At 60.2% G+C, this 19,953-nt stretch carries 13 protein-coding genes; 10 read left to right on the top strand and 3 right to left on the bottom strand.

What is annotated here, in order from left to right; genetic code table 11:
- Positions 1-7 precede the first annotated feature (7 nt).
- A complete protein-coding gene (locus EI969_RS06070) occupies positions 8-955 on the bottom strand; it encodes a transporter (protein ID WP_160386538.1) in 948 nt (315 codons plus the stop codon).
- Positions 956-967: 12 nt separating this feature from the next.
- The gene (locus EI969_RS30925) at positions 968-1,249 is read right to left on the bottom strand and encodes a hypothetical protein (protein ID WP_178120569.1); all 282 of its coding nucleotides are present in this window, start codon (positions 1,247-1,249) and stop codon (positions 968-970) included.
- 338 nt (positions 1,250-1,587) lie between these two features.
- Between EI969_RS30925 and EI969_RS06065 the strand changes: the two genes are divergently transcribed.
- From EI969_RS06065 to EI969_RS06055, 3 genes are all read left to right on the top strand, one after another.
- Positions 1,588-4,143 carry an S-type pyocin domain-containing protein gene (locus EI969_RS06065; protein WP_160386536.1) on the top strand — a complete coding sequence of 852 codons (2,556 nt, stop codon included), beginning with the start codon at positions 1,588-1,590 and terminating at the stop codon, positions 4,141-4,143.
- A complete protein-coding gene (locus EI969_RS06060) occupies positions 4,143-4,619 on the top strand; it encodes a DUF6392 family protein (protein WP_160386534.1) in 477 nt (158 codons plus the stop codon). The genes EI969_RS06065 and EI969_RS06060 overlap by 1 nt, the downstream gene beginning before the upstream one ends.
- 98 nt (positions 4,620-4,717) lie before the next feature.
- Entirely contained in the window at positions 4,718-6,235 is a 1,518-nt protein-coding gene (locus EI969_RS06055) for an S-type pyocin domain-containing protein (RefSeq protein WP_160386532.1), read from the top strand.
- Here EI969_RS06055 and EI969_RS06050 read toward each other — a convergent pair.
- On the bottom strand, positions 6,192-6,602 hold the full coding sequence (locus tag EI969_RS06050; protein WP_160386530.1) for a YciI family protein: 411 nt from the start codon (positions 6,600-6,602) through the stop codon (positions 6,192-6,194). The genes EI969_RS06055 and EI969_RS06050 overlap by 44 nt on opposite strands.
- Positions 6,603-7,007: 405 nt before the next feature.
- On the opposite strand from EI969_RS06050, the gene tpx reads away from it, so the two are divergent.
- From tpx to EI969_RS06015, 7 genes are all read left to right on the top strand, one after another.
- Positions 7,008-7,508: a thiol peroxidase gene (gene tpx, locus EI969_RS06045; RefSeq protein WP_103393591.1), complete on the top strand. Its 501-nt coding sequence runs from the start codon at positions 7,008-7,010 to the stop codon at positions 7,506-7,508.
- A gap of 177 nt (positions 7,509-7,685) precedes the next feature.
- Positions 7,686-9,002: an MdtA/MuxA family multidrug efflux RND transporter periplasmic adaptor subunit gene (locus tag EI969_RS06040; protein WP_160386528.1), complete on the top strand. Its 1,317-nt coding sequence runs from the start codon at positions 7,686-7,688 to the stop codon at positions 9,000-9,002.
- Entirely contained in the window at positions 8,999-12,103 is a 3,105-nt protein-coding gene (locus EI969_RS06035; RefSeq protein WP_160386526.1) for an MdtB/MuxB family multidrug efflux RND transporter permease subunit, read from the top strand. Before EI969_RS06040 ends, EI969_RS06035 begins: the two co-directional genes overlap by 4 nt.
- Positions 12,100-15,207, top strand: coding sequence for an efflux RND transporter permease subunit (locus tag EI969_RS06030; protein ID WP_160386524.1), 3,108 nt, complete (start codon positions 12,100-12,102; stop codon positions 15,205-15,207). The genes EI969_RS06035 and EI969_RS06030 overlap by 4 nt, the downstream gene beginning before the upstream one ends.
- Positions 15,204-16,685, top strand: coding sequence for an efflux transporter outer membrane subunit (locus EI969_RS06025; protein WP_160386522.1), 1,482 nt, complete (start codon positions 15,204-15,206; stop codon positions 16,683-16,685). Before EI969_RS06030 ends, EI969_RS06025 begins: the two co-directional genes overlap by 4 nt.
- Positions 16,686-16,982: 297 nt before the next feature.
- The gene (locus EI969_RS06020) at positions 16,983-19,100 is read left to right on the top strand and encodes a bifunctional diguanylate cyclase/phosphodiesterase (protein WP_160386520.1); all 2,118 of its coding nucleotides are present in this window, start codon (positions 16,983-16,985) and stop codon (positions 19,098-19,100) included.
- 85 nt (positions 19,101-19,185) lie between these two features.
- Positions 19,186-19,932, top strand: a complete 747-nt coding sequence (locus tag EI969_RS06015) for an SDR family oxidoreductase (protein ID WP_160386518.1) — start codon at positions 19,186-19,188, stop codon at positions 19,930-19,932.
- Positions 19,933-19,953: the final 21 nt, after the last annotated feature.

Genomic DNA, 19,953 nt, shown 5'->3' with positions numbered 1-19,953 from the left:
CGGTCTCCTAGAAAAATGCCAGGGTCATGTTGACGCTGATGCCATTGCCTTCAGGGCGGTTCTTGGTGTCGAACTCTGGCACCCAACGCAAATTGAAGTTGGCCTGGGCGTCGGCGAACTTGCCGGTCCAGCCCACGGCCGGGCCGGCACCGACGGAGCGGCCACGGAAGCCGCTGGTGGCGCCAGACCCGGAGTCATCATTGATCTGCTGGATGTATCCGGCGGCCACACCGGCGGCCCAGCCATTGCCGAAACCATGGGTCCAAAGGGCGTCGAGGGTGAACAGGTCACCGTTCTGATAATCCGTGGCGTCGTTTTCGCTGTAGAACTCAAGTCCACTGGACAGGGTGAACTCACCGCCCTTGCCGTCCAGGTGAGTGAAGGCCACGGTGGGCATGAAGGTGTAGGTGTTCTGCCCGGGGTTGGCCAGACGGTCGTCGTTATAGGCCCCGGTCGGCACGTAGATCGGCAGCGAGAACGAGATGTGGTTGAGTTCGTCGAAGTGATAGCCGGCGGCAATCGGTGTCACCAGCATGTCGGCGAACTGGGTGCCGCTGTCCGAGGTGCCCAGGGTTCTGCCGCGAGGGCCGGTGATACTCGCGGTGATGTCGGTGTACTGCACCGGAACGCCAATGGCCGAGGCGTAGTTCCAGCGACCCTTGCCGGTGTCCCAGACATGGGTGAAGTTGGCCATGGTGTAGGACACTTTCATGTCCAGCCCGTTACTTACCGCGCCAACGATCGGCACCTGGGCACTGCCCTTGAGGTCGCCGTCGTACCAGATACTGGTCAGGGACATCACCCAGCCGGGCTCCGGCGGCACGATACCGGCGTTGGAAATCACTTGTTGTCCGGTGATGGGGCGGCCGACGCCACCCTCGACCGCCAGTACCAAGGGGCTACCGCTGACCATGCACAGCGCCAACAGGGGGCGCACTACAAAAGGCCTGATCATGACTGACTCCACTTATTTTTTTGAGATGACCGGTGTCGGCAGCGCAACTTTCCATTGGCCGCTGGTGACTTCCGGTTTTGGCAGATAAAGGCGCAACACGCCGTAGAACGGACGGTTGGGTGCCGAGCGACAATTGTTCTGAAAGTCAGCCGAAGGCCTTGCGGCGGGCGACAGGGTGGACGGGCTGCGGGAGTGTGCCCGGGCATAAAAGCCGGGCGAATGCAGATTCGCCGATAGACAGGCGCGCATCTCAATATTTTTCGACATGACTCCCCCGATTCCCTGGTGGCTCATTGGGTACTCGACCTTATTTTTGGCCGTTACTCCGTAATCCTTTTCTGAACGAGCCGTAGGACGCGTCAGATAGAGTTAAGCATCTAAACATGAGTTATCCAGTCGAATGAATTAATTCTTTCGTTTTGTGTGCGGATTCTCGTTGTTTTTGTGTACTAAAAAGTTAATACGGATCAGTGTGTTGGGAGCATAAGCTAAAAGCACTGACACGTTTGAGAGGGGTTCTAATCCCTCCGATCGCTCATTGATTCCGTAAGCCAGTCGCATCCTATACATATGTACCGCACCTGACCGCTGCCCTGTAAACAAGCTGTGCCCTACAGACAAGGAGAGACTGTATGGCACAGCGAACATTGCACGATGGATCAACAGGGGATGTGGTCATCAGGTCGGGGCCACCGGCTTCCGGTGGCGGCGGGGGCGGTGGTGGTTCAGGCGGCAACCGCGTCGGCGCGTCAGGGGCCTTTGGCGGCGTCAGTCAACGTACAAAAGACGCCAGAAGACGGGTCAAGCAAGCGTTTCTTGCCGCTGAGGCTCGCAAGCGCGCCGAGGCCGCAGCCGAGGCAGAACGGGCTCGGGAACAGGCTCGCGTGCAAACGCGAGAGCAATTGCTCGCAGGCTGGATACCTCGATACACCAGCGTCAGAGCAGCTATCGACCAACGCTTTTCTGCAAAAAACCTGCAACTGGCGCCCTCGCTCGAACAAGAAATCCTCGCGGCTCGACAGCACCATGACAGAGGTTCGAGCAGCGAGCGTTGGCAGCTGTATTTAATCAGCAAAGAAAAAAGCGAAATAGACGGGTTGATTACCCGCAAAACATCAGAACTGATTGAAAGGAAGGCGGCCGCCCATTCTTTCGATGGGCACGATGCGCTTTCGCGTTCGACGAATGATTACCTGGCGCGGCTGGATCAGTTTGGCGACGGGCTCGAGAGTGGTCATCAGATCTGGGAAAACGCCTACAACGCCGCCCACGAAGCGAGATTGTTGTCGGCACAAATCAATGCGCTCTCGGAAAAGTCCAGCGTTCTGTCCAGGTACCATGCTGAACAGAGCATTGTCTGGCGGGAGAGGGAAGCCCTCTGGGAGCGTCAGCGTCAGTACGCCGAGCTGCGTGAGGCGCGCGTTCGGTTCAAGCAGCAGGCTGATGCCGATGCACGGGTAGAGCGGGTCGGTCAGGCGAATACCCTGCGGTTGCCGGGTACGGCGTCGATGGCTGCTGCTTCGGTGCTGTTCAACCCCAATGGGGTATGGATTGCTGGAGCGGCTGAGGCCTTGGCACTGGCGGTAACGCGGTCAATTATTGCATTGGGCGGTGTCCTGGGGACGCTCACCGTTGGGCAAGTTGGCATATTTATCGGGGGAATGGCCTACTCGTCCGAGTTAGGGAATGGGGAGTTAACCCCCGAACAGCGAACTCGTTTGTTTCACGCCATCGCCGTTCCGGCGCAGGCTCTGGATCTGCACGACAGTCGCGAGTTGCAAGCGCTGGCTGATGCGGGCGGCTCGGTAGAGGCGGAGTTCCGGTTAAAGCCCGTACCGGTAGCGGAAGGCACCGCGGTCATCGTCGTCGGCACCGGGGGCGAGATAGATCCTCGGGTTCCCGTGGTGAATGCTGTGCTGGACCCCCTTACCGGTCACTACAGCGCTGAAATCCCCGGATCACCCACCCGGTACCTGCAGTTCGCGCCCGAGGCCATGCCCCAGGCAGCGACGGTCAATCCGGCTCGGTTGACAGTGACGGAGCCGCAGGTCCAGGACATTCCGGCGGGTGTCGATTTACGCATTCAGGATTGTATTGTCTGTGTGCCTGGCCTGGCGCCCATTTATCTGTCCTTCAGCGTGCCACCCATGGGTACGGGCGTTGTCACCGGGACAGGGCAAACGGCGGCGGTCGACTGGTGGAACGCGGCCAGCCTGGCCAACGGTGCCGGCATCCCGACACAAGTCGGCGAGCAGTTTCGCGGGCGCGAATTCAAGTCGTTCGAGGCCTTCGACGAAGCGCTGTGGCGAACGATAGGAGAGCATCACCAACTTGTCTCGCCCTTCGATGAGGTGAACCAAAAGCGCATCGAACAAGGTTTCGCCCCCTACGCGCCAAAAAGCACATGGGTGGGTGAAAACCGAGCGTTCGAACTGCGTTATCAGGAGCGGCCGGAGTTTTGGTCTGATCCATACAACCTCGACCAGATCAGCATCAAGGCACCCCGCACGGCCGAGGGCTGGCTGGGGATCGTTCCTGCGGATGTGCCCTGGCCGATCCCCCCGGCCGCAACATGGAAACCCCTGGTGCCGCCGGGCAGCGAACACCTCGGGTCGACGACGTCGCCAACCACGCCAATCGATCCCTTGGTTTATCCCGGCAACCCGGCCATCCCGGTCCTACCGCAAAACGAGACCTTTCCGGCTGTTGATGAAGGGGAGATTGGTGGGAGTATTCCCGGGTTTCCGGGGGATATGGATTTACCTTCGTCCGGACTGGTTTTCGTTGGCCCGCCGGTTGTGCCGTTGGAGGTTGGGCCGTACAACGAGCTAAGTGGTCGCAGTAGGGGAGATGGGTTGGATATTGACCATATTCCATCGCGGAGAGCGTTGGAGGAGTACCTTCTAGAAAACTTCGCCGATATGACACCGCGTGAACGTAGGGATTATGTTCAGCGAGCCCCGAGCATAGCGATACCCGCTGAAGTGCACAGAAAATTCAGTGAAACCTATGGTGGGCGTAATACCGCAATAAAACGCTCTCACGATGCATCTGATCTGAAACAAGCTGTGGATCAGAATTTTGATGCGATTAAAATCGGGTTGCTTGATTCGGGTATGGACGAAGGCAGCATCGAGATTGGGCGCGAGCAGTTGCATATTCTTCATAAACAACAGGGGTGGTATTAATGGAAGCGGCAAAGGTTGTGGAGCTTATAGAGGGGGTTGGTCACACTCAAGAATCATTGTTGGCGAACGGAGTTATTCCCGCCCAATCTCTTGCTGAGCTTTATCCCGGTTGTGACCGATTGGATCTCGAGATAGAAAATGGAATAGAGTTGACATTCTGGTATGAAACAAAAGTGTTGGATAGTTTGTTTGTAACTTTGATGAAGACAACACCTGGCACGTTGAAATATGAAGGCGAACTTCCTGAGCCTTATAAGTTGGTAATGACCCAGTCCGACGTCCACGCGCTTTTTGGCGAGCCAATGGAATCAAGAGGCCCAATCAAAATGCCTCAGCCGATGGGCCAAACAGGTGGGTGGGAGTCCTATCCACTGGATCCTGCTGTTTATCCGGGCAAAAAGGTCGTATTTCAATACACGGCTGCAATGGAAGTTAAAACGCTGGTCTTTACTTTGATCGACAAAGATCACGACTGATTGTGAATTTTGGAAAGTTTTGAACGATCCCTGCGCACCTGCTCTCAAGGATTGAGCAGGTGCCATTGCTGCGAAATACATACAAGGAAGAACCCAAGATGGAACTTAAACCAATACTCCAGGAGTACACCGCAACGGAATTCCAGGCACTGGTCGACAAGATCTGGGCCGTGGATCTACCCAAACATGCCCATAACCAGTTGATCAATCACTTTGACCGAATCGTTGGTCATCCCAAGGGGGCGGACTTGTTGTTTTATCCTGATGACGTTACCAACATCAATGATCCGGAATCGGTTGTGCATGAGGTCAGGGACTGGCACGACAGGCAGGGTATGACAGCGTTCAAGCAAGAGCCTGTGTCCATACCTGTTCCGTCGATACCCAACACTCCTGTTGCGCGCAGCCTCGCAAAAGTTCAAAAAATTGCTGCAGACGTGGTCATATCGGAAAGGGCTATTGAAACGACGTTTGATCTGCTTGGACAAGGTATCCAGCAATTGCATGATCAGTCAGGCGGCACACCTGACATTCCGGTCCTGGAGACGAACATCCTTGCACTGGAACATGTTCAGCATGAAGCGATAACCGCAGTCAGGAAGTTCGAGTCCTGGAAAATGATAGTGGAGTTCGCAAAAAACGATGCCCAGCGTAACCTCGCTTATGCTCGGTCCGAGCAAGCGCAGTGGCAGAACATCGCTCAACAGGTCAACGCATTACAGGTGCGCTACATTGGACGATTGGCAGCATTTGCCCAGCGCCACCGATCCTTGCATGACCAGGCAGAAGGGCTGTTGATACAGGCGCAGAAGCAATTGATGGGGGCTCGCAGTCTGGCTCAGGTTGGCAGCGTGATTACTGCGTCATTGGCCTCTGTTCACAAACGTCCGGATGTTTTGCTGGAGGGTGGGCCATCGGGCTTGTTGTCGAGTCAACAGATCGATTGGCTCAAGGCCATTCGTTCGGTCGTTGCCGAACTTACCTGGCGGAACACTTGCGCCGAACCGAGCGATGGAAACCTTTGTGCTGCGGTGCTGCGCTTTGAGTTTTCAAGTCGTGCGGATACTCAGATTCATGCTCACAGTGTGGCACTCGTGGAATTGATGCCGCTGGAGGGGCAGGATTGGCTGTCGTTGGCGGCGAGCCAATCGAAGATAGAGGTCCCTTTCAGAATGGGCGCGACGATAGTCCGCGCCAATCCTGGAAAGATGTTCAAGGGCTTGCGCGAGGTCAAAGCCCTGGTGCAGGTATACATTGCCCCGGTCCTTGGTATTCATGAGTCGGTCAGGGTGAGGGCGGTGCAGCATGATCCGCAACTGAACACATTCAGTTTCGCCACTGATGGCGCGATACCGATGACCATCTGCCTGACAGCCCCGACCACGCTTGAAACCAGTACGCCCGAAGCTCAAACCTCATCGCGCCGCGTGGGTTTTGTGCAATCTTCGCCGGTGCCGATACTCGAACCCATGACCGGCGAAGAGGATGTCCCCCGATTCGACGATTACATCCTGGTTTTCCCCGCCGACTCCGGACTTGACCCACTGTACGTTACGCTCAGCACTTCTTCACTTACCCGAACACTCGCTCTTCCTGCTCACGTAGCTCGGGCGTGAGTTGCGCACCGAAGTCGTCCAGTTCGAACACCTGGCGAATCTCGATCTCGGCTTCGGTGCCGGGCATCGGGTTGGGGCAGCGCTTGACCCATTCGATGGCTTCTTCCTTGGACTTCACCTGCCAAATCCAGAAGCCGGCGATCAATTCCTTGGTCTCGATGAAGGGGCCGTCGATGACGGTGCGCTTGTCACCCGCGAATCGCACGCGGGCGCCTTTGCTGCTCGGCTGCAGGCCGTCGCCGGAGAGGAGAATCCCGGCCTTGGCCAGTTCTTCGTTGTAGTTGCCCATGGCGGTCAACAGTTCCTGGCTGGGCATCACGCCGGCTTCGGAATCGGCGCTGGCCTTGATGATGATCATGAATCGCATGGTGTCGTCTCCGTTGCAGTTGAGTGGCTCGATTTATAATCGAACGACGTTGGAGCAATTCGACAGAGTATTGACAAAAGTTTTCGTCGATGACGTGTGCCTTTCGTCCTGAACCTCGGGAAGCGGCGGGTGAGGGCGTACTCTGTACTTTTGCCGAGTTGTTCGGCTGACACACGAACCCTGTGGAAGCGAGCCTGCTCGCGAAAGCGCAATGTCATCCAATATCGCTAGTGACTGATCTGACGCCATCGCGAGCAGGCTCGCTCCCACAAGTTTGTGGGTTGTATCCAGTTTTGTGCCCTGTTACATGACAATTCATGTTTGACCATAGGTCGTCGGACAATTTCGTGGTTAACTTCGGCCTCGTCAAAATTCTCCACCACAACGTTCAGAAGGACTCCGTTCATGGCTCAAGTCACTCTCAAAGGCAACCCTGTTCAAGTCAACGGCCAACTGCCACAAGCCGGTTCCAAGGCGCCAGCCTTTTCCCTGGTTGCCGGCAATCTGTCCGACGTCACCCTGAAAGACTTTGCCGGCAAGCGCAAAGTGCTGAACATCTTCCCAAGCGTCGACACCCCGACCTGCGCCACCTCCGTGCGCCAGTTCAACGCCAAGGCCAGCGACGTGGCCAACACTGTCGTGCTGTGCATCTCCGCTGACCTGCCGTTCGCCCAGGCGCGTTTCTGCGGTGCCGAAGGCCTGGAAAACGTCCAGAACCTGTCGACCCTGCGCGGCGCCGAGTTCATTCAGAACTACGGCGTGGCCATCGCTGACGGCCCGCTGAAAGGCCTGACCGCCCGTGCCGTGGTCGTGCTGGACGAAAACGACAACGTGCTGCACAGCGAGCTGGTTGGCGAAATCGCTGACGAGCCGAACTACGAAGCGGCACTTGCCGTTCTGAAATAAGTAAAGCATTACAATTGTTAACGGCCTGGCTCTGTCCAGGCCGTTTTCATTTGTGTTTCAGTGTCTTGGATAAATCTCCTGCTACGTAAGCCAAAGGTAAATTGCCGGTAAAGGCGCTTTGCTTAAGACCCGCCAGTGCTTATCGTTCAGCCTCATGTAAAAAAGCCCACGCGCCCAATGGTTGATCACTCAATGCAATCCTCCGCTTCCCGTAGTCCTCGTCGCTGGCTGTTCGGCCTGCTTGTCCTGCTGGTCATCGCCGTCCTGTGCTGGAAATTCTGGCCCGGCAGCGCTGCACCCAAAGAGGCCGCGGGGCAAAAAGCCGTCGCCGGGCATACCGGCCGGTCGGGGGGGATGCGTCCGGGGTTCGGTGGGGCGTCGGGGCCGGTACCGGTGCGCGTGGCGCCGGCAGTCACCGGCGATTTCCCGCTGTACTTCAAGGCGCTGGGCACGGTCACGGCGCTGAACACCATCAATGTGCGCAGTCGTGTCGGCGGTGAGCTGGTCAAGATCGCTTTCGAAGAAGGGCAGATGGTCAAGGCGGGCGACCTGCTGGCCGAAATCGACCCGCGCCCTTACCAGAACGCCTTGCTCCAGGCCGAAGGCACCTTGCTGCAGAATCAGGCGCAGCTGAAAAACGCCCAGGTCGACGTCGAGCGCTATCGCGGCCTGTACCGCGAAGACAGCATTGCCAAACAGACCCTGGACACCGCCGAAGCACTGGTCGGTCAGTTCCAGGGCACGGTCAAGACCAATCAGGCGGCGGTCAACGACGCCAAACTCAATCTCGAATTCACCAAGATCCGCGCACCGATCACCGGACGCGTCGGCCTGCGGCAACTCGATGTCGGCAACCTGGTAGCCGCCAACGACACCACCGCCTTGGCGATCATTACCCAGACCCAACCGATCAGCGTTGCTTTCACCCTCCCTGAAAACAGCCTCGACACCGTGCTCGCCCGTTATCGCAGCGGCGCCAAATTGCCGGCCGAAGCCTGGGATCGCGGTGACACCAAACTCCAGGCCACCGGCGTGCTGCAGAGCCTGGACAACCAGATCGACGTGACCACCGGCACCCTGAAATTCAAGGCCCGTTACGAGAACCGCGACCAGTCGCTGTTCCCCAACCAATTCGTCAACGTGCGCCTGCTCGCCGATACCCTCAAGAACGTCGTACTCGCGCCTTCCGCCGCGATCCAGTTCGGCACCAACGGCACGTTCGTCTATGCCCTGGACGGTGACAAAAAGGTCAAGATCCGGCAGTTGAAAGTCGGCGCCAGCGACGGAGTGAACACCGTGGTCACCGAAGGCCTGTCGGCGGGTGACCGGGTTGTACTGGAAGGCACCGACCGCCTGAAGGACGGCAGTGACGTGGAGGTGGTCAACGACAGCGAGGACGTGCCGGCCACGCCCACTGAACACCTGCAAGGCAAGTCGGCGGCCAACGCGGCAACGCCTGCGACCACTGACAAGGCGAAAAAGGGCGGCGCATGAATCTCTCGCGGCTGTTCATCCTTCGCCCGGTAGCCACCACGCTGAGCATGCTGGCCATTATTCTGGCCGGCGTGATCGCTTATCGGTTGCTGCCGGTGTCGGCCTTGCCCCAGGTTGATTACCCGACCATTCGCGTCATGACCCTGTACCCCGGCGCCAGCCCGGATGTCATGACCAGCGCAGTGACTGCACCGCTTGAACGCCAGTTCGGGCAAATGCCCGGCCTGACGCAAATGGCGTCCACCAGTTCCGGCGGCGCGTCGGTGCTGACCTTGCGCTTCAGCCTCGACATCAACATGGACGTGGCCGAACAACAGGTGCAGGCGGCGATCAACGCCGCGACCAACTTGCTGCCCAAGGACCTGCCGGCACCGCCGGTGTACAACAAGGTCAACCCGGCCGATACACCGGTGCTGACCCTGGCCATCACGTCCAGGACCATGCTGCTGCCCAAGCTCAACGACCTGGTCGATACGCGCATGGCGCAGAAAATCGCCCAGATCAGCGGTGTCGGCATGGTCAGCATTGCCGGCGGTCAGCGCCAGGCCGTGCGGATCAAGGTCAACCCCGAGGCCCTGGCGGCCAACGGCTTGAACCTGTCGGATGTGCGCACGCTGATCGGCGCGTCCAACGTCAACCAGCCCAAGGGCAACTTCGACGGTCCGACCCGGGTCTCGATGCTCGATGCCAACGACCAACTGACGTCGCCCAAGGACTACGCCAACCTGATTCTGGCCTACGCCAACGGCGCGCCGTTGCGACTGAAGGACGTCGCGGAAATCGTCGACGGCGCGGAAAACGAGCGCCTGGCGGCCTGGGCCAACGAGAACCAGGCCGTGCTGCTGAACATCCAGCGTCAGCCCGGCGCCAACGTGATCGAGGTGGTGGACCGGATCAAGGCCCTGCTGCCGAGCATCACCGACAACCTGCCGGCCGGCCTCGACGTGGTGGTGCTGACCGACCGCACCCAGACCATCCGCGCCTCGGTCCAGGACGTGCAGCACGAACTGCTGATCGCCATCGCCCTGGTGGTCATGGTCACCTTCCTGTTCCTGCGTCGCGCCAGTGCCACGATCATTCCGTCGGTGGCCGTACCGCTGTCGCTGATCGGTACGTTCGGCGTGATGTACCTGGCCGGATTCTCGGTCAACAACCTGACCCTGATGGCCCTGACCATCGCCACCGGTTTCGTGGTGGACGATGCGATCGTCATGCTGGAGAACATTTCGCGTTTCATCGAGGAGGGCGACAGCCCCCTGAACGCCGCGCTCAAGGGCGCCAAACAGATCGGTTTCACCCTGATTTCCCTGACGTTGTCGCTGATCGCCGTGCTGATCCCGCTGCTGTTCATGGCGGACGTGGTCGGGCGCCTGTTCCGCGAATTCGCCATCACGCTGGCGGTGGCGATCCTGATTTCCCTTGTCGTGTCCCTGACCCTGACGCCAATGATGTGTGCGCGCCTGCTCAAGCGTGAACCCAGGGAAGAGGAACAGGGGCGTTTCTATCGTGCCAGCGGTGCGTTCATCGACTGGATGATCGCCGCCTACGGACGCAAGTTGCAGTGGGTGCTCAAGCACCAGCCGCTGACCCTGATGGTGGCCATTGGCACTCTGGGGTTGACGGTGTTCCTGTACATGGTGGTGCCCAAGGGCTTCTTCCCGGTGCAGGACACCGGCGTCATCCAGGGCATTTCCGAAGCACCGCAATCGATTTCCTTCGCGGCCATGAGCGAGCGTCAGCAGGAGCTGGCCAAGGTGATTCTGGCGGACCCGGCGGTCGAGAGCCTGTCGTCCTACATTGGCGTGGACGGTGACAACTCGACCCTCAACAGCGGTCGCTTGCTGATCAACCTAAAGTCGCACAACGATCGCGACCTCAGCGCAACGCAAGTCATCGCCCGCTTGCAACCGGAGCTGGACAAACTGGTCGGCATTCGCCTGTTCATGCAACCGGTGCAGGACCTGACCATCGAAGACCGGGTCAGCCGCACGCAGTACCAGTTCAGCATGTCGTCGCCGGACTCGGAGCTGCTGAGCCTGTGGAGCGGGCGGCTGGTCGAGGCTTTGGCCGACCGACCGGAATTGACCGACGTCGCCAGCGACTTGCAGGACAAGGGCTTGCAGGTCTATCTGGTGATCGACCGCGATGCGGCGTCGCGGGTCGGTGTGTCGGTGTCGAACATCACCGATGCACTGTATGACGCCTTCGGCCAGCGGCAGATTTCCACGATCTACACCCAGGCGAGCCAATACCGCGTGGTCCTGCAATCACAGTCCGGAGAGAAATTCGGCCCGGATGCGTTGAACCAGATTCACGTCAAGACCACCGATGGCGGGCAAGTGCGCCTGTCCAGCCTGGCACGCATCGAAGAGCGTCAGGCGCAACTGGCGATTACCCATATCGGCCAGTTCCCGGCGGTGATGATGTCTTTCAACCTGGCGCCCGGCGTGGCGCTGGGGCATGCAGTCGAGCTGATCGAGCAGGTGCAGAAGGACATCGGCATGCCGATTGGCGTGCAGACCCAGTTCCAGGGCGCCGCCGAGGCTTTCCAGGCATCGTTGTCGAGCACGCTGCTGCTGATCCTGGCGGCGGTGGTGACCATGTACATCGTGCTGGGCGTGCTCTACGAGAGCTACATCCATCCGATCACCATTCTTTCGACATTGCCGTCGGCGGCGGTGGGCGCCTTGCTGGCGTTGATCCTGAGCGGCAATGACCTGGGCATGATCGCGATCATCGGCATCATTCTGCTGATCGGTATCGTCAAGAAGAACGCGATCATGATGATCGACTTTGCCCTCGACGCCGAACGCAATCAGGGCATGGACCCGCAAACGGCAATCTATCAGGCGGCGCTGCTGCGTTTCCGGCCGATCCTGATGACCACCCTGGCGGCGCTCTTCGGTGCCGTGCCGTTGATGCTGGCCTCCGGTTCCGGTGCGGAACTGCGCCAGCCGCTGGGTCTGGTGATGGTTGGCGGTTTGCTGCTGAGCCAGGTGCTGACGCTGTTCACCACGCCGGTGATCTACCTGTATTTCGACCGTCTCGGTCGGCGCTGGGGTCGCAAGCCTGAGTCCGTGGAAGCGGTAGAGCAGCCATGAACCTTTCGGGACCTTTCATCAAGCGCCCGGTCGCGACCATGCTGCTGAGCTTGGCGATCATGCTGCTGGGCGGCGTGAGCTTCGGTTTGTTGCCGGTGTCGCCGCTGCCGCAAATGGACTTTCCGGTGATCGTGGTCCAGGCCAGCCTGCCCGGGGCCAGCCCCGAGGTCATGGCGTCGACCGTGGCCACGCCGCTGGAACGCTCCTTCGGCAGCATTGCCGGGGTCAACACCATGAGCAGCCGCTCCAGCCAGGGTTCGACCCGGGTGATCCTGCAATTCGACCTGGACCGCGACATCAACGGTGCGGCGCGGGAAGTGCAGGCGGCCATCAACGCTTCGCGCACCCTGCTGCCGAGCGGGATGCGCAGCATGCCGACCTACAAGAAGGTCAACCCGTCCCAGGCGCCGATCATGGTGCTGTCGCTGACCTCGGATGTGCTGGAAAAAGGCCAGCTCTATGACCTGGCCTCGACGATCCTGTCCCAGAGCCTGTCCCAGGTACAGGGCGTAGGCGAGGTGCAGATCGGCGGCAGTTCGCTGCCGGCGGTGCGTATCGAGCTCGAACCGCAGTCGCTGAACCAGTACGGCGTGGCCCTGGACGATGTGCGCAACACTATCGCCAATGCCAACGTGCGCCGGCCCAAGGGCTCGGTCGAAGATGACCAGCGGCTGTGGCAGGTCCAGGCCAACGACCAGTTGGAAAAAGCCAAGGACTACGAGTCGCTGATCATCCACTACAACGGCGGCGCGGCTCTGCGCCTGAAGGATGTGGCCAAGGTCAGCGACGGCGTCGAGGACCGCTACAACAGCGGTTTCTTCAACGACGACGCGGCGGTGCTGCTGGTGATCAACCGCCAGGCCGGTGCCAACATCATCGAGACGGTCAACGAGATCAAGGCACAGTTGCCGGCGTTGCAGGCGGTGCTGCCGGCCAGCGTCAAGCTCAACCTGGCCATGGACCGCTCGCCGGTGATCAAGGCCACGCTGCACGAGGCGGAAATGACCCTGCTGATCGCCGTGGCGCTGGTGATCCTGGTGGTGTTCCTGTTCCTTGGTAACTTCCGCGCTTCGCTGATCCCGACCCTGGCGGTGCCGGTGTCGCTGGTCGGCACCTTTGCCGTGATGTACCTCTACGGCTTTTCGCTGAACAACCTGTCGCTGATGGCGCTGATCCTGGCCACCGGGCTGGTGGTGGACGATGCCATCGTGGTGCTGGAGAACATTTCCCGGCACATCGACGCAGGCGTGCGCCCGATGAAGGCCGCGTACCTCGGCGCCGAGGAAGTCGGCTTTACCTTGCTGTCGATGAACGTGTCGCTGGTGGCGGTGTTCCTGTCGATCCTGTTCATGGGCGGGATCATCGAAAGCCTGTTCCGCGAATTCTCGATCACCCTGGCGGCGGCCATCGTGGTTTCGCTGGTAGTGTCGCTGACCCTGACCCCGATGCTTTGCGCCCGCTGGCTCAAGCCGCATACGCCGGGTCAGGAGAACCGCCTGCAACGCTGGAGCCAGCGGGCCAACGAATGGATGGTCGGCAAATATGCCACCAGCCTCGACTGGGTGCTGCGCCACAAGCGTCTGACGTTGCTCAGCCTATTCGTGACAATTGGCATTAACATTGCGCTGTATATTGTTGTTCCTAAAACATTTTTGCCTCAGCAGGATACGGGGCAGCTGATCGGTTTCGTACGTGGCGACGACGGTCTGTCGTTCAGTGTGATGCAGCCGAAGATGGAAATTTTCCGCCGCGCAGTGTTGAAGGACGAGGCGGTGGAAAGCGTCGCCGGCTTCATCGGCGGCAACAACGGCACCAACAACGCCTTCATGCTGGTGCGCCTCAAGCCAATCAAGGAACGCAGCCTTTCCGCGCAGAAAGTCATCGAGCGCCTGCGCAAGGAAATGCCCAAGGTTCCCGGGGCACAATTGATGCTCATGGCGGACCAGGACCTGCAGTTCGGTGGCGGCCGCGAGCAGACCACCTCGCAATATTCGTACATCCTGCAAAGCGGCGATCTGGGGGCGTTGCGCGAGTGGTATCCGAAAGTCGTCACCGCGCTCAAGGCCTTGCCGGAACTGACGGCGATCGACGCGCGCGAAGGCCGGGGCGCGCGGCAAGTGACCCTGATCGTCGACCGTGACCAGGCCAAGCGCCTGGGTGTCGACATGGACATGGTCACGGCGGTGCTGAACAACGCCTACAGCCAGCGGCAGATATCGACCATCTACGACAGCCTCAACCAGTATCAGGTGGTGATGGAGGTCAATCCGAAATACGCCCAGGACCCGATCACCCTCAAGCAGGTCCAGGTGATCACCGCCGATGGCGCGCGGATCCCGCTGTCGACCATCGCCCATTACGAAAACAGCCTGGAAAACGACCGGGTCAGCCACGAAGGCCAGTTCGCCTCGGAAAGCATTGCCTTCGACATGGCCGAAGGCGTGACCGTGGAGCAGGGTGGTGCCGCCATCGAGCGGGCGATTGCCAAGGTCGGCCTGCCGGAAGACGTGATCGCGAAAATGGCCGGCACAGCCGACGCTTTTGCGGCGACTCAAAAAAGTCAGCCGTGGATGATTCTGGGGGCGCTGGTGGCGGTGTATCTGGTGCTCGGCGTGTTGTACGAAAGCTACATTCACCCGCTGACGATTCTCTCGACCTTGCCGTCGGCCGGGGTCGGCGCGTTACTGTCGATCTATGCGCTTGGCGGAGAATTCAGCCTGATTTCGTTGCTGGGGCTGTTTCTGCTGATCGGCGTGGTGAAGAAAAACGCCATCCTGATGATCGACCTGGCGTTGCAGCTGGAGCGACATCAGGGCATGGCGCCGCTGGAATCGATTCGCAGTGCCTGCCTGCAGCGTTTGCGACCTATCCTGATGACCACGCTGGCGGCGATCCTCGGTGCCTTGCCGTTGCTGCTCAGTCGCGCCGAAGGGGCGGAAATGCGCCAGCCGCTGGGCCTGACCATCATCGGCGGACTGATCTTCAGCCAGGTGCTGACGCTTTACACCACCCCGGTGGTTTACCTCTATCTCGACAAACTGCGCCATCGCTTCAATAAATGGCGTGGGGTGCGTACCGATGCCGCTCTGGAAACTCCGCTATGACTGAACGTTCGCTTTTCAACCTGGCTGCACCGCTGATCACGGCTCGAGGCTCGTGTCTGTTGAGCCTGTCTCTGTGCGTGGCGATGCTCAGTGCCTGCGCCGTCGGCCCGGATTACCAGCGCCCGCAAACCGCCGAGCCTGTGCAGTACAAGGCCGCAGAAGGCTGGCGTCAGGCCAACCCGAGCGACGCCCTGGCACGCGGCGCATGGTGGGAGTTGTACGGTGACCGACAGCTCAATGGCCTGATCGACAAACTCAACAGCTCCAACCAGACCGTGGCCCAGTCCGAGGCCCAGTACCGTCAGGCCCAGGCCTTGGTGCGCAGTGCCCGTGGGGCGTTCTTTCCGACGGTCGACCTGACGGCCGGCAAGACCCGCTCCAGCCAAGGCACTGGCAGCAGCAGCTCCAGCCTCAGCAGCTCTTCCAGTGGTATCCGCGACACCTATACCGCCCAGGCCGGCGTCAGTTGGGAGGCCGACATCTGGGGCAAACTGCGGCGTGGCCTCGAAGCCGATACGGCCAATGCCCAGGCGAGCTTTGCCGACCTGGCGGCCATGCGCCTGAGCCAACAGTCGGAACTGGTGCAGAACTACCTGCAATTGCGGGTGATCGATGGCCAGAAGCGCTTGCTCCAGGACACGGTCGAGGCGTATCGGCGTTCGTTGAAGATGACCGAGAACCAGTACCGCGCAGGAGTCTCGGGCAAGGATGCTGTAGCCCAGGCCCAGACCCAGCTCAAAAGCACCGAAGCCGACATGATCGACCTGATCTGGCAACGTGCGCAGTTCGAGAACGCCATTGCCGTGCTGATCGGCCTGCCACCAGCCGAGTTCAGCCTGGCGGAAAGCACCGACATTCCGCAGTTGCCGCAAGTACCGCTGGCACTGCCGTCGCAGTTGCTGGAACGTCGCCCGGACATCGCTTCGGCCGAACGCTCGGTGATCGCCGCCAACGCCAACATCGGTGTGGCCAAGGCTGCCTATTACCCGGACCTGACCCTGAGTCTGAACGGTGGTTACAGCAGCAGTACCTCGAAAGACTTGTTCAGCCTGCCGAACCGCTTCTGGTCGGTCGGGCCGCAATTGGCCATGACCCTGTTCGACGGCGGCCAGCGCTCGGCGGAAGTCGACCGCAGTGAAGCGGCCTACGACGAAACGGTGGCCAAGTACCGCCAGACCGTGCTGGACGGATTCCGCGAAGTGGAAAACTTCCTGGTGCAGCTCAAGGTGCTCGAGGACGAAGCCGTCGTGCGCCAACAGGCACTGGACGCCGCCCGCGAATCGTTGCGCCTGACCCAGAACCAATACAAGGCCGGTTTGATCGCGTACATCGATGTGGTGGTGACCCAGGCGGCGGCGCTGAACAATGAACGCAGTAACCTTGACCTGTTGCAAAGCCGCCTGATCGCCAGCGTGCAGTTGATCGCCGCGCTGGGCGGTGGCTGGGACGGGCAGCTCGAGGTGAGCGAAAACCAGTAGCGCAATCTAACGCACGCTGCCATCCCAGTGGGAGCGAGCTTGCTCGCGATAGCGGTGGGTCAGGCAACATCTATGCTGAATGTGACGCAGCCATCGCGAGCAAGCTCGCTCCCACAGGTTTTGTGGCGCCAGCAGCTTGAAGCGAGTTAATGTAAAACCTTAAAACAGGCGTTTCATCGGCCTGATGGCCTTTTGCTCATTTTGTGAGTGCGTTCTCATTTGGAATCAGTACAATCCCCGCATTTGCCCCCCAGCGAGAATCAATACCATTAACAGGGGCATTCGCGAGAAGTCCCCATGCTCATCGGTAGCTATTCCCCCACCCTGGTTATCATTTCGCTCTGCGTAGCGATTCTCGCCTCATACACTGCACTCGACCTGACCGGACGCATTGCCACCGCCAAGGGCCGCGCCGTGCATTTGTGGACCGCGGGCGGGGCCATCGCCATGGGCGTCGGCATCTGGTCGATGCACTTTATCGGCATGCTTGCGTTCAAGCTGCCGATCGACCTGGGCTACGACGGCGCAATCACCCTGTTATCGCTGCTGATCGGCGTGCTCTCCAGCGGTTTTGCCCTGTGGCTGGTCAGCCAACCGCAACTGCCGGCCTGGCAACTGGCCTTTGGCGCGCTGGTCATGGGCGCCGGTATCAGCGCGATGCATTATACCGGCATGGCCGCCATGCGCATGCAACCGGGCATCGACTACGACCCGACGCTGTTCGGCGCTTCGCTGATGATCGCGGTCGGTGCATCGGGTGCGGCATTGTGGATCGCTTTCCATCTGCGCCAGCACACGCCTTATGTTCGTCTGATCCGTGGCGGTGCCGCGGTGATCATGGGCATCGCCATCGTCGGCATGCACTACACCGGCATGGCCGCCGCACGTTTTGCCGATGGCAGTTTTTGCGGTGCGGCGCTCGATGGCCTGAGCGGCAAGGGCCTGGACAACCTCGTTCTGATCACCACGCTGGCGGTGCTGAGCATCGCCTTGCTGACCTCTGTGCTCGATGCCCGCATGGAGGCCCGCACCGCGAGCCTGGCGCATTCGCTGACCGAGGCCAACCGTGAACTCACCCAACTGGCCCTGCATGACACCCTGACCGGGCTGCCGAACCGGACGCTGCTCGCCGATCGAATCGATCAGGCCATGTCGCGCGTCCGGGAAGAGGGGGGCTGCTTTGCCCTGATGTTCATCGACCTGGACGGCTTCAAACCGGTCAACGATGCCTTCGGCCACCACATGGGTGATCTGCTGTTGCGCGAAGTCGCCCAGCGTCTGCGCGAAGACCTGCGCAGCCAGGACACCCTCGCGCGGATCGGCGGCGATGAGTTCGTGTTGCTGGTGCAATTGAGCGAACAGAACGACGCCTTGAACCTCGCGGCCCGTCAGGTCGGGCTGATCGCGCGGGCGTTCCGGGTGACCGAACATGATTTGCACATTTCCGCCAGCGTCGGCATCGCGCTCTACCCGGGTAACGGCCAGTCCGCCCAGGAATTGCTGATGAACGCCGACGCGGCGATGTACCACGCCAAGGGCGCGGGTAAAAACGGCTACAGCTTTTTCGATGCCTCGATGAACAGCAACGCGCGCAAACAGCTGCAATTGCTCCAGGACCTGCGCAATGCCGTGGAGCATCAGGAATTCAGCCTGTATTACCAGCCCAAGTTCGACGCCGCCAATGGCCGGCCTGTGGGCGCCGAGGCCTTGTTACGCTGGGAACACCCGACGCAGGGAATGCTGCTGCCGGACAAATTCATCGAACTGGCGGAAAAGACCGGCCTGATCATTCCGATCGGCGAGTGGGTGCTCAACGAAGCATGCCGTCAGATGCGCGAGTGGTACGTGCTGGGCTACACCGATTGGCGCATCGCGGTGAACCTGTCGGCCATTCAGTTTTGCCATGCCGGACTGGTCCAGAGCGTCGCCAAGGCCTTGGCCACTCACCATCTTCCGGCCAACAGCCTGACCCTGGAAATCACCGAAACCACGGCCATGAGCGACGCCGATGCGAGCATGACGGTGCTTCAGGAACTCTCGGAAATGGGCGTCGACCTGTCCATCGACGATTTTGGCACCGGCTATTCGAGCCTGATGTACCTCAAGCGCCTGCCGGCCAACGAACTGAAGATCGATCGCGGTTTTGTCCGCGACCTGGAGCGCGACAGCGATGACGCCGCCATCGTTTCGGCCATCGTTGCCCTCGGCCAGGCGTTGGGGTTGCGCATCGTTGCCGAAGGCGTGGAGACGGACTCGCAGCAAGACTTCCTGACTCAACTCGGTTGCGACTCGTTGCAGGGTTACTTGCTGGGGCATCCGCTGCCGGCCGCAGGCTTCATGGTGGAGATCCATCGCGGTGAGCAATTGCTCGAGGAGTTGAAAGCCGGTGCCGGGCGCGAAATGTCGATGACATGACAGTTGATGTGAGTCCATGCAAAAACCGCCAATGACGGTTATTCTTGCCCCCGACCGCTTAAGCTTTGATTGGGGGAAAGCTCGCATGGACAAAGTCATCGTCATCACCGGCGGCAGCCGTGGCATTGGGGCCGCCACCGCGTTGTTGGCCGCCGCACAGGGCTATCGGATCTGCATCAACTTCCAGGCCGACGAACAGGCGGCGCTCGGCGTGCTGGAGCAAGTCCGCGCCCTCGGTGCGCAGGCCATTGCGGTACGCGCCGACGTCAGCATCGAAGACGAAGTCATCGCGCTGTTCCATCGGGTAGACAGTGAACTGGGCCGGGTCACTGCGCTGGTGAACAACGCCGGCACAGTCGGGCAAAAGTCCCGGGTCGACGAGATGTCCGAGTTCCGCATCCTCAAAATCATGAAAACCAACGTCCTGGCGCCGATCCTCTGCGCCAAGCACGCGATCCTGCGCATGTCGCCCAAACACGGCGGGCAGGGCGGCAGCATCGTCAACGTGTCGTCGGTGGCCTCCCGCTTGGGCTCGCCCAACGAATACGTCGACTACGCGGCCTCCAAAGGCGCGCTGGACTCGTTCACCATCGGCCTGTCCAAGGAAGTGGCGGGCGAGGGGATTCGGGTCAATGCGGTGCGCCCGGGCTACATCTACACCGATTTCCACGCCTTGAGCGGTGACCCGGACCGGGTCAGCAAACTGGAGTCGGCGATCCCGATGGCCCGTGGCGGGCGGCCGGATGAAGTGGCGGAGGCGATTGTCTGGTTGCTGTCGGACAAGGCTTCTTATGCGACGGGGACGTTTGTTGATCTTGGTGGTGGTCGCTAGGAAGAATACGTGGGTTGTCTA

It is taken from the genome of Pseudomonas sp. PB101 (genome assembly GCF_009764265.1).
GTDB lineage: Bacteria > Pseudomonadota > Gammaproteobacteria > Pseudomonadales > Pseudomonadaceae > Aquipseudomonas.
This window is presented reverse-complemented; position numbering and strand designations above follow the sequence as displayed.

Coding starts and splice junctions, on each gene's coding strand:
- EI969_RS06070 (WP_160386538.1), bottom strand. CDS start 955: ATGATCAGGCCTTTTGTAGTGCGCCCCCTGTTGGCGCTGTGCATGGTC.
- EI969_RS30925 (WP_178120569.1), bottom strand. CDS start 1,249: ATGAGCCACCAGGGAATCGGGGGAGTCATGTCGAAAAATATTGAGATG.
- EI969_RS06065 (WP_160386536.1), top strand. CDS start 1,588: ATGGCACAGCGAACATTGCACGATGGATCAACAGGGGATGTGGTCATC.
- EI969_RS06060 (WP_160386534.1), top strand. CDS start 4,143: ATGGAAGCGGCAAAGGTTGTGGAGCTTATAGAGGGGGTTGGTCACACT.
- EI969_RS06055 (WP_160386532.1), top strand. CDS start 4,718: ATGGAACTTAAACCAATACTCCAGGAGTACACCGCAACGGAATTCCAG.
- EI969_RS06050 (WP_160386530.1), bottom strand. CDS start 6,602: ATGCGATTCATGATCATCATCAAGGCCAGCGCCGATTCCGAAGCCGGC.
- tpx (WP_103393591.1), top strand. CDS start 7,008: ATGGCTCAAGTCACTCTCAAAGGCAACCCTGTTCAAGTCAACGGCCAA.
- EI969_RS06040 (WP_160386528.1), top strand. CDS start 7,686: ATGGTTGATCACTCAATGCAATCCTCCGCTTCCCGTAGTCCTCGTCGC.
- EI969_RS06035 (WP_160386526.1), top strand. CDS start 8,999: ATGAATCTCTCGCGGCTGTTCATCCTTCGCCCGGTAGCCACCACGCTG.
- EI969_RS06030 (WP_160386524.1), top strand. CDS start 12,100: ATGAACCTTTCGGGACCTTTCATCAAGCGCCCGGTCGCGACCATGCTG.
- EI969_RS06025 (WP_160386522.1), top strand. CDS start 15,204: ATGACTGAACGTTCGCTTTTCAACCTGGCTGCACCGCTGATCACGGCT.
- EI969_RS06020 (WP_160386520.1), top strand. CDS start 16,983: ATGCTCATCGGTAGCTATTCCCCCACCCTGGTTATCATTTCGCTCTGC.
- EI969_RS06015 (WP_160386518.1), top strand. CDS start 19,186: ATGGACAAAGTCATCGTCATCACCGGCGGCAGCCGTGGCATTGGGGCC.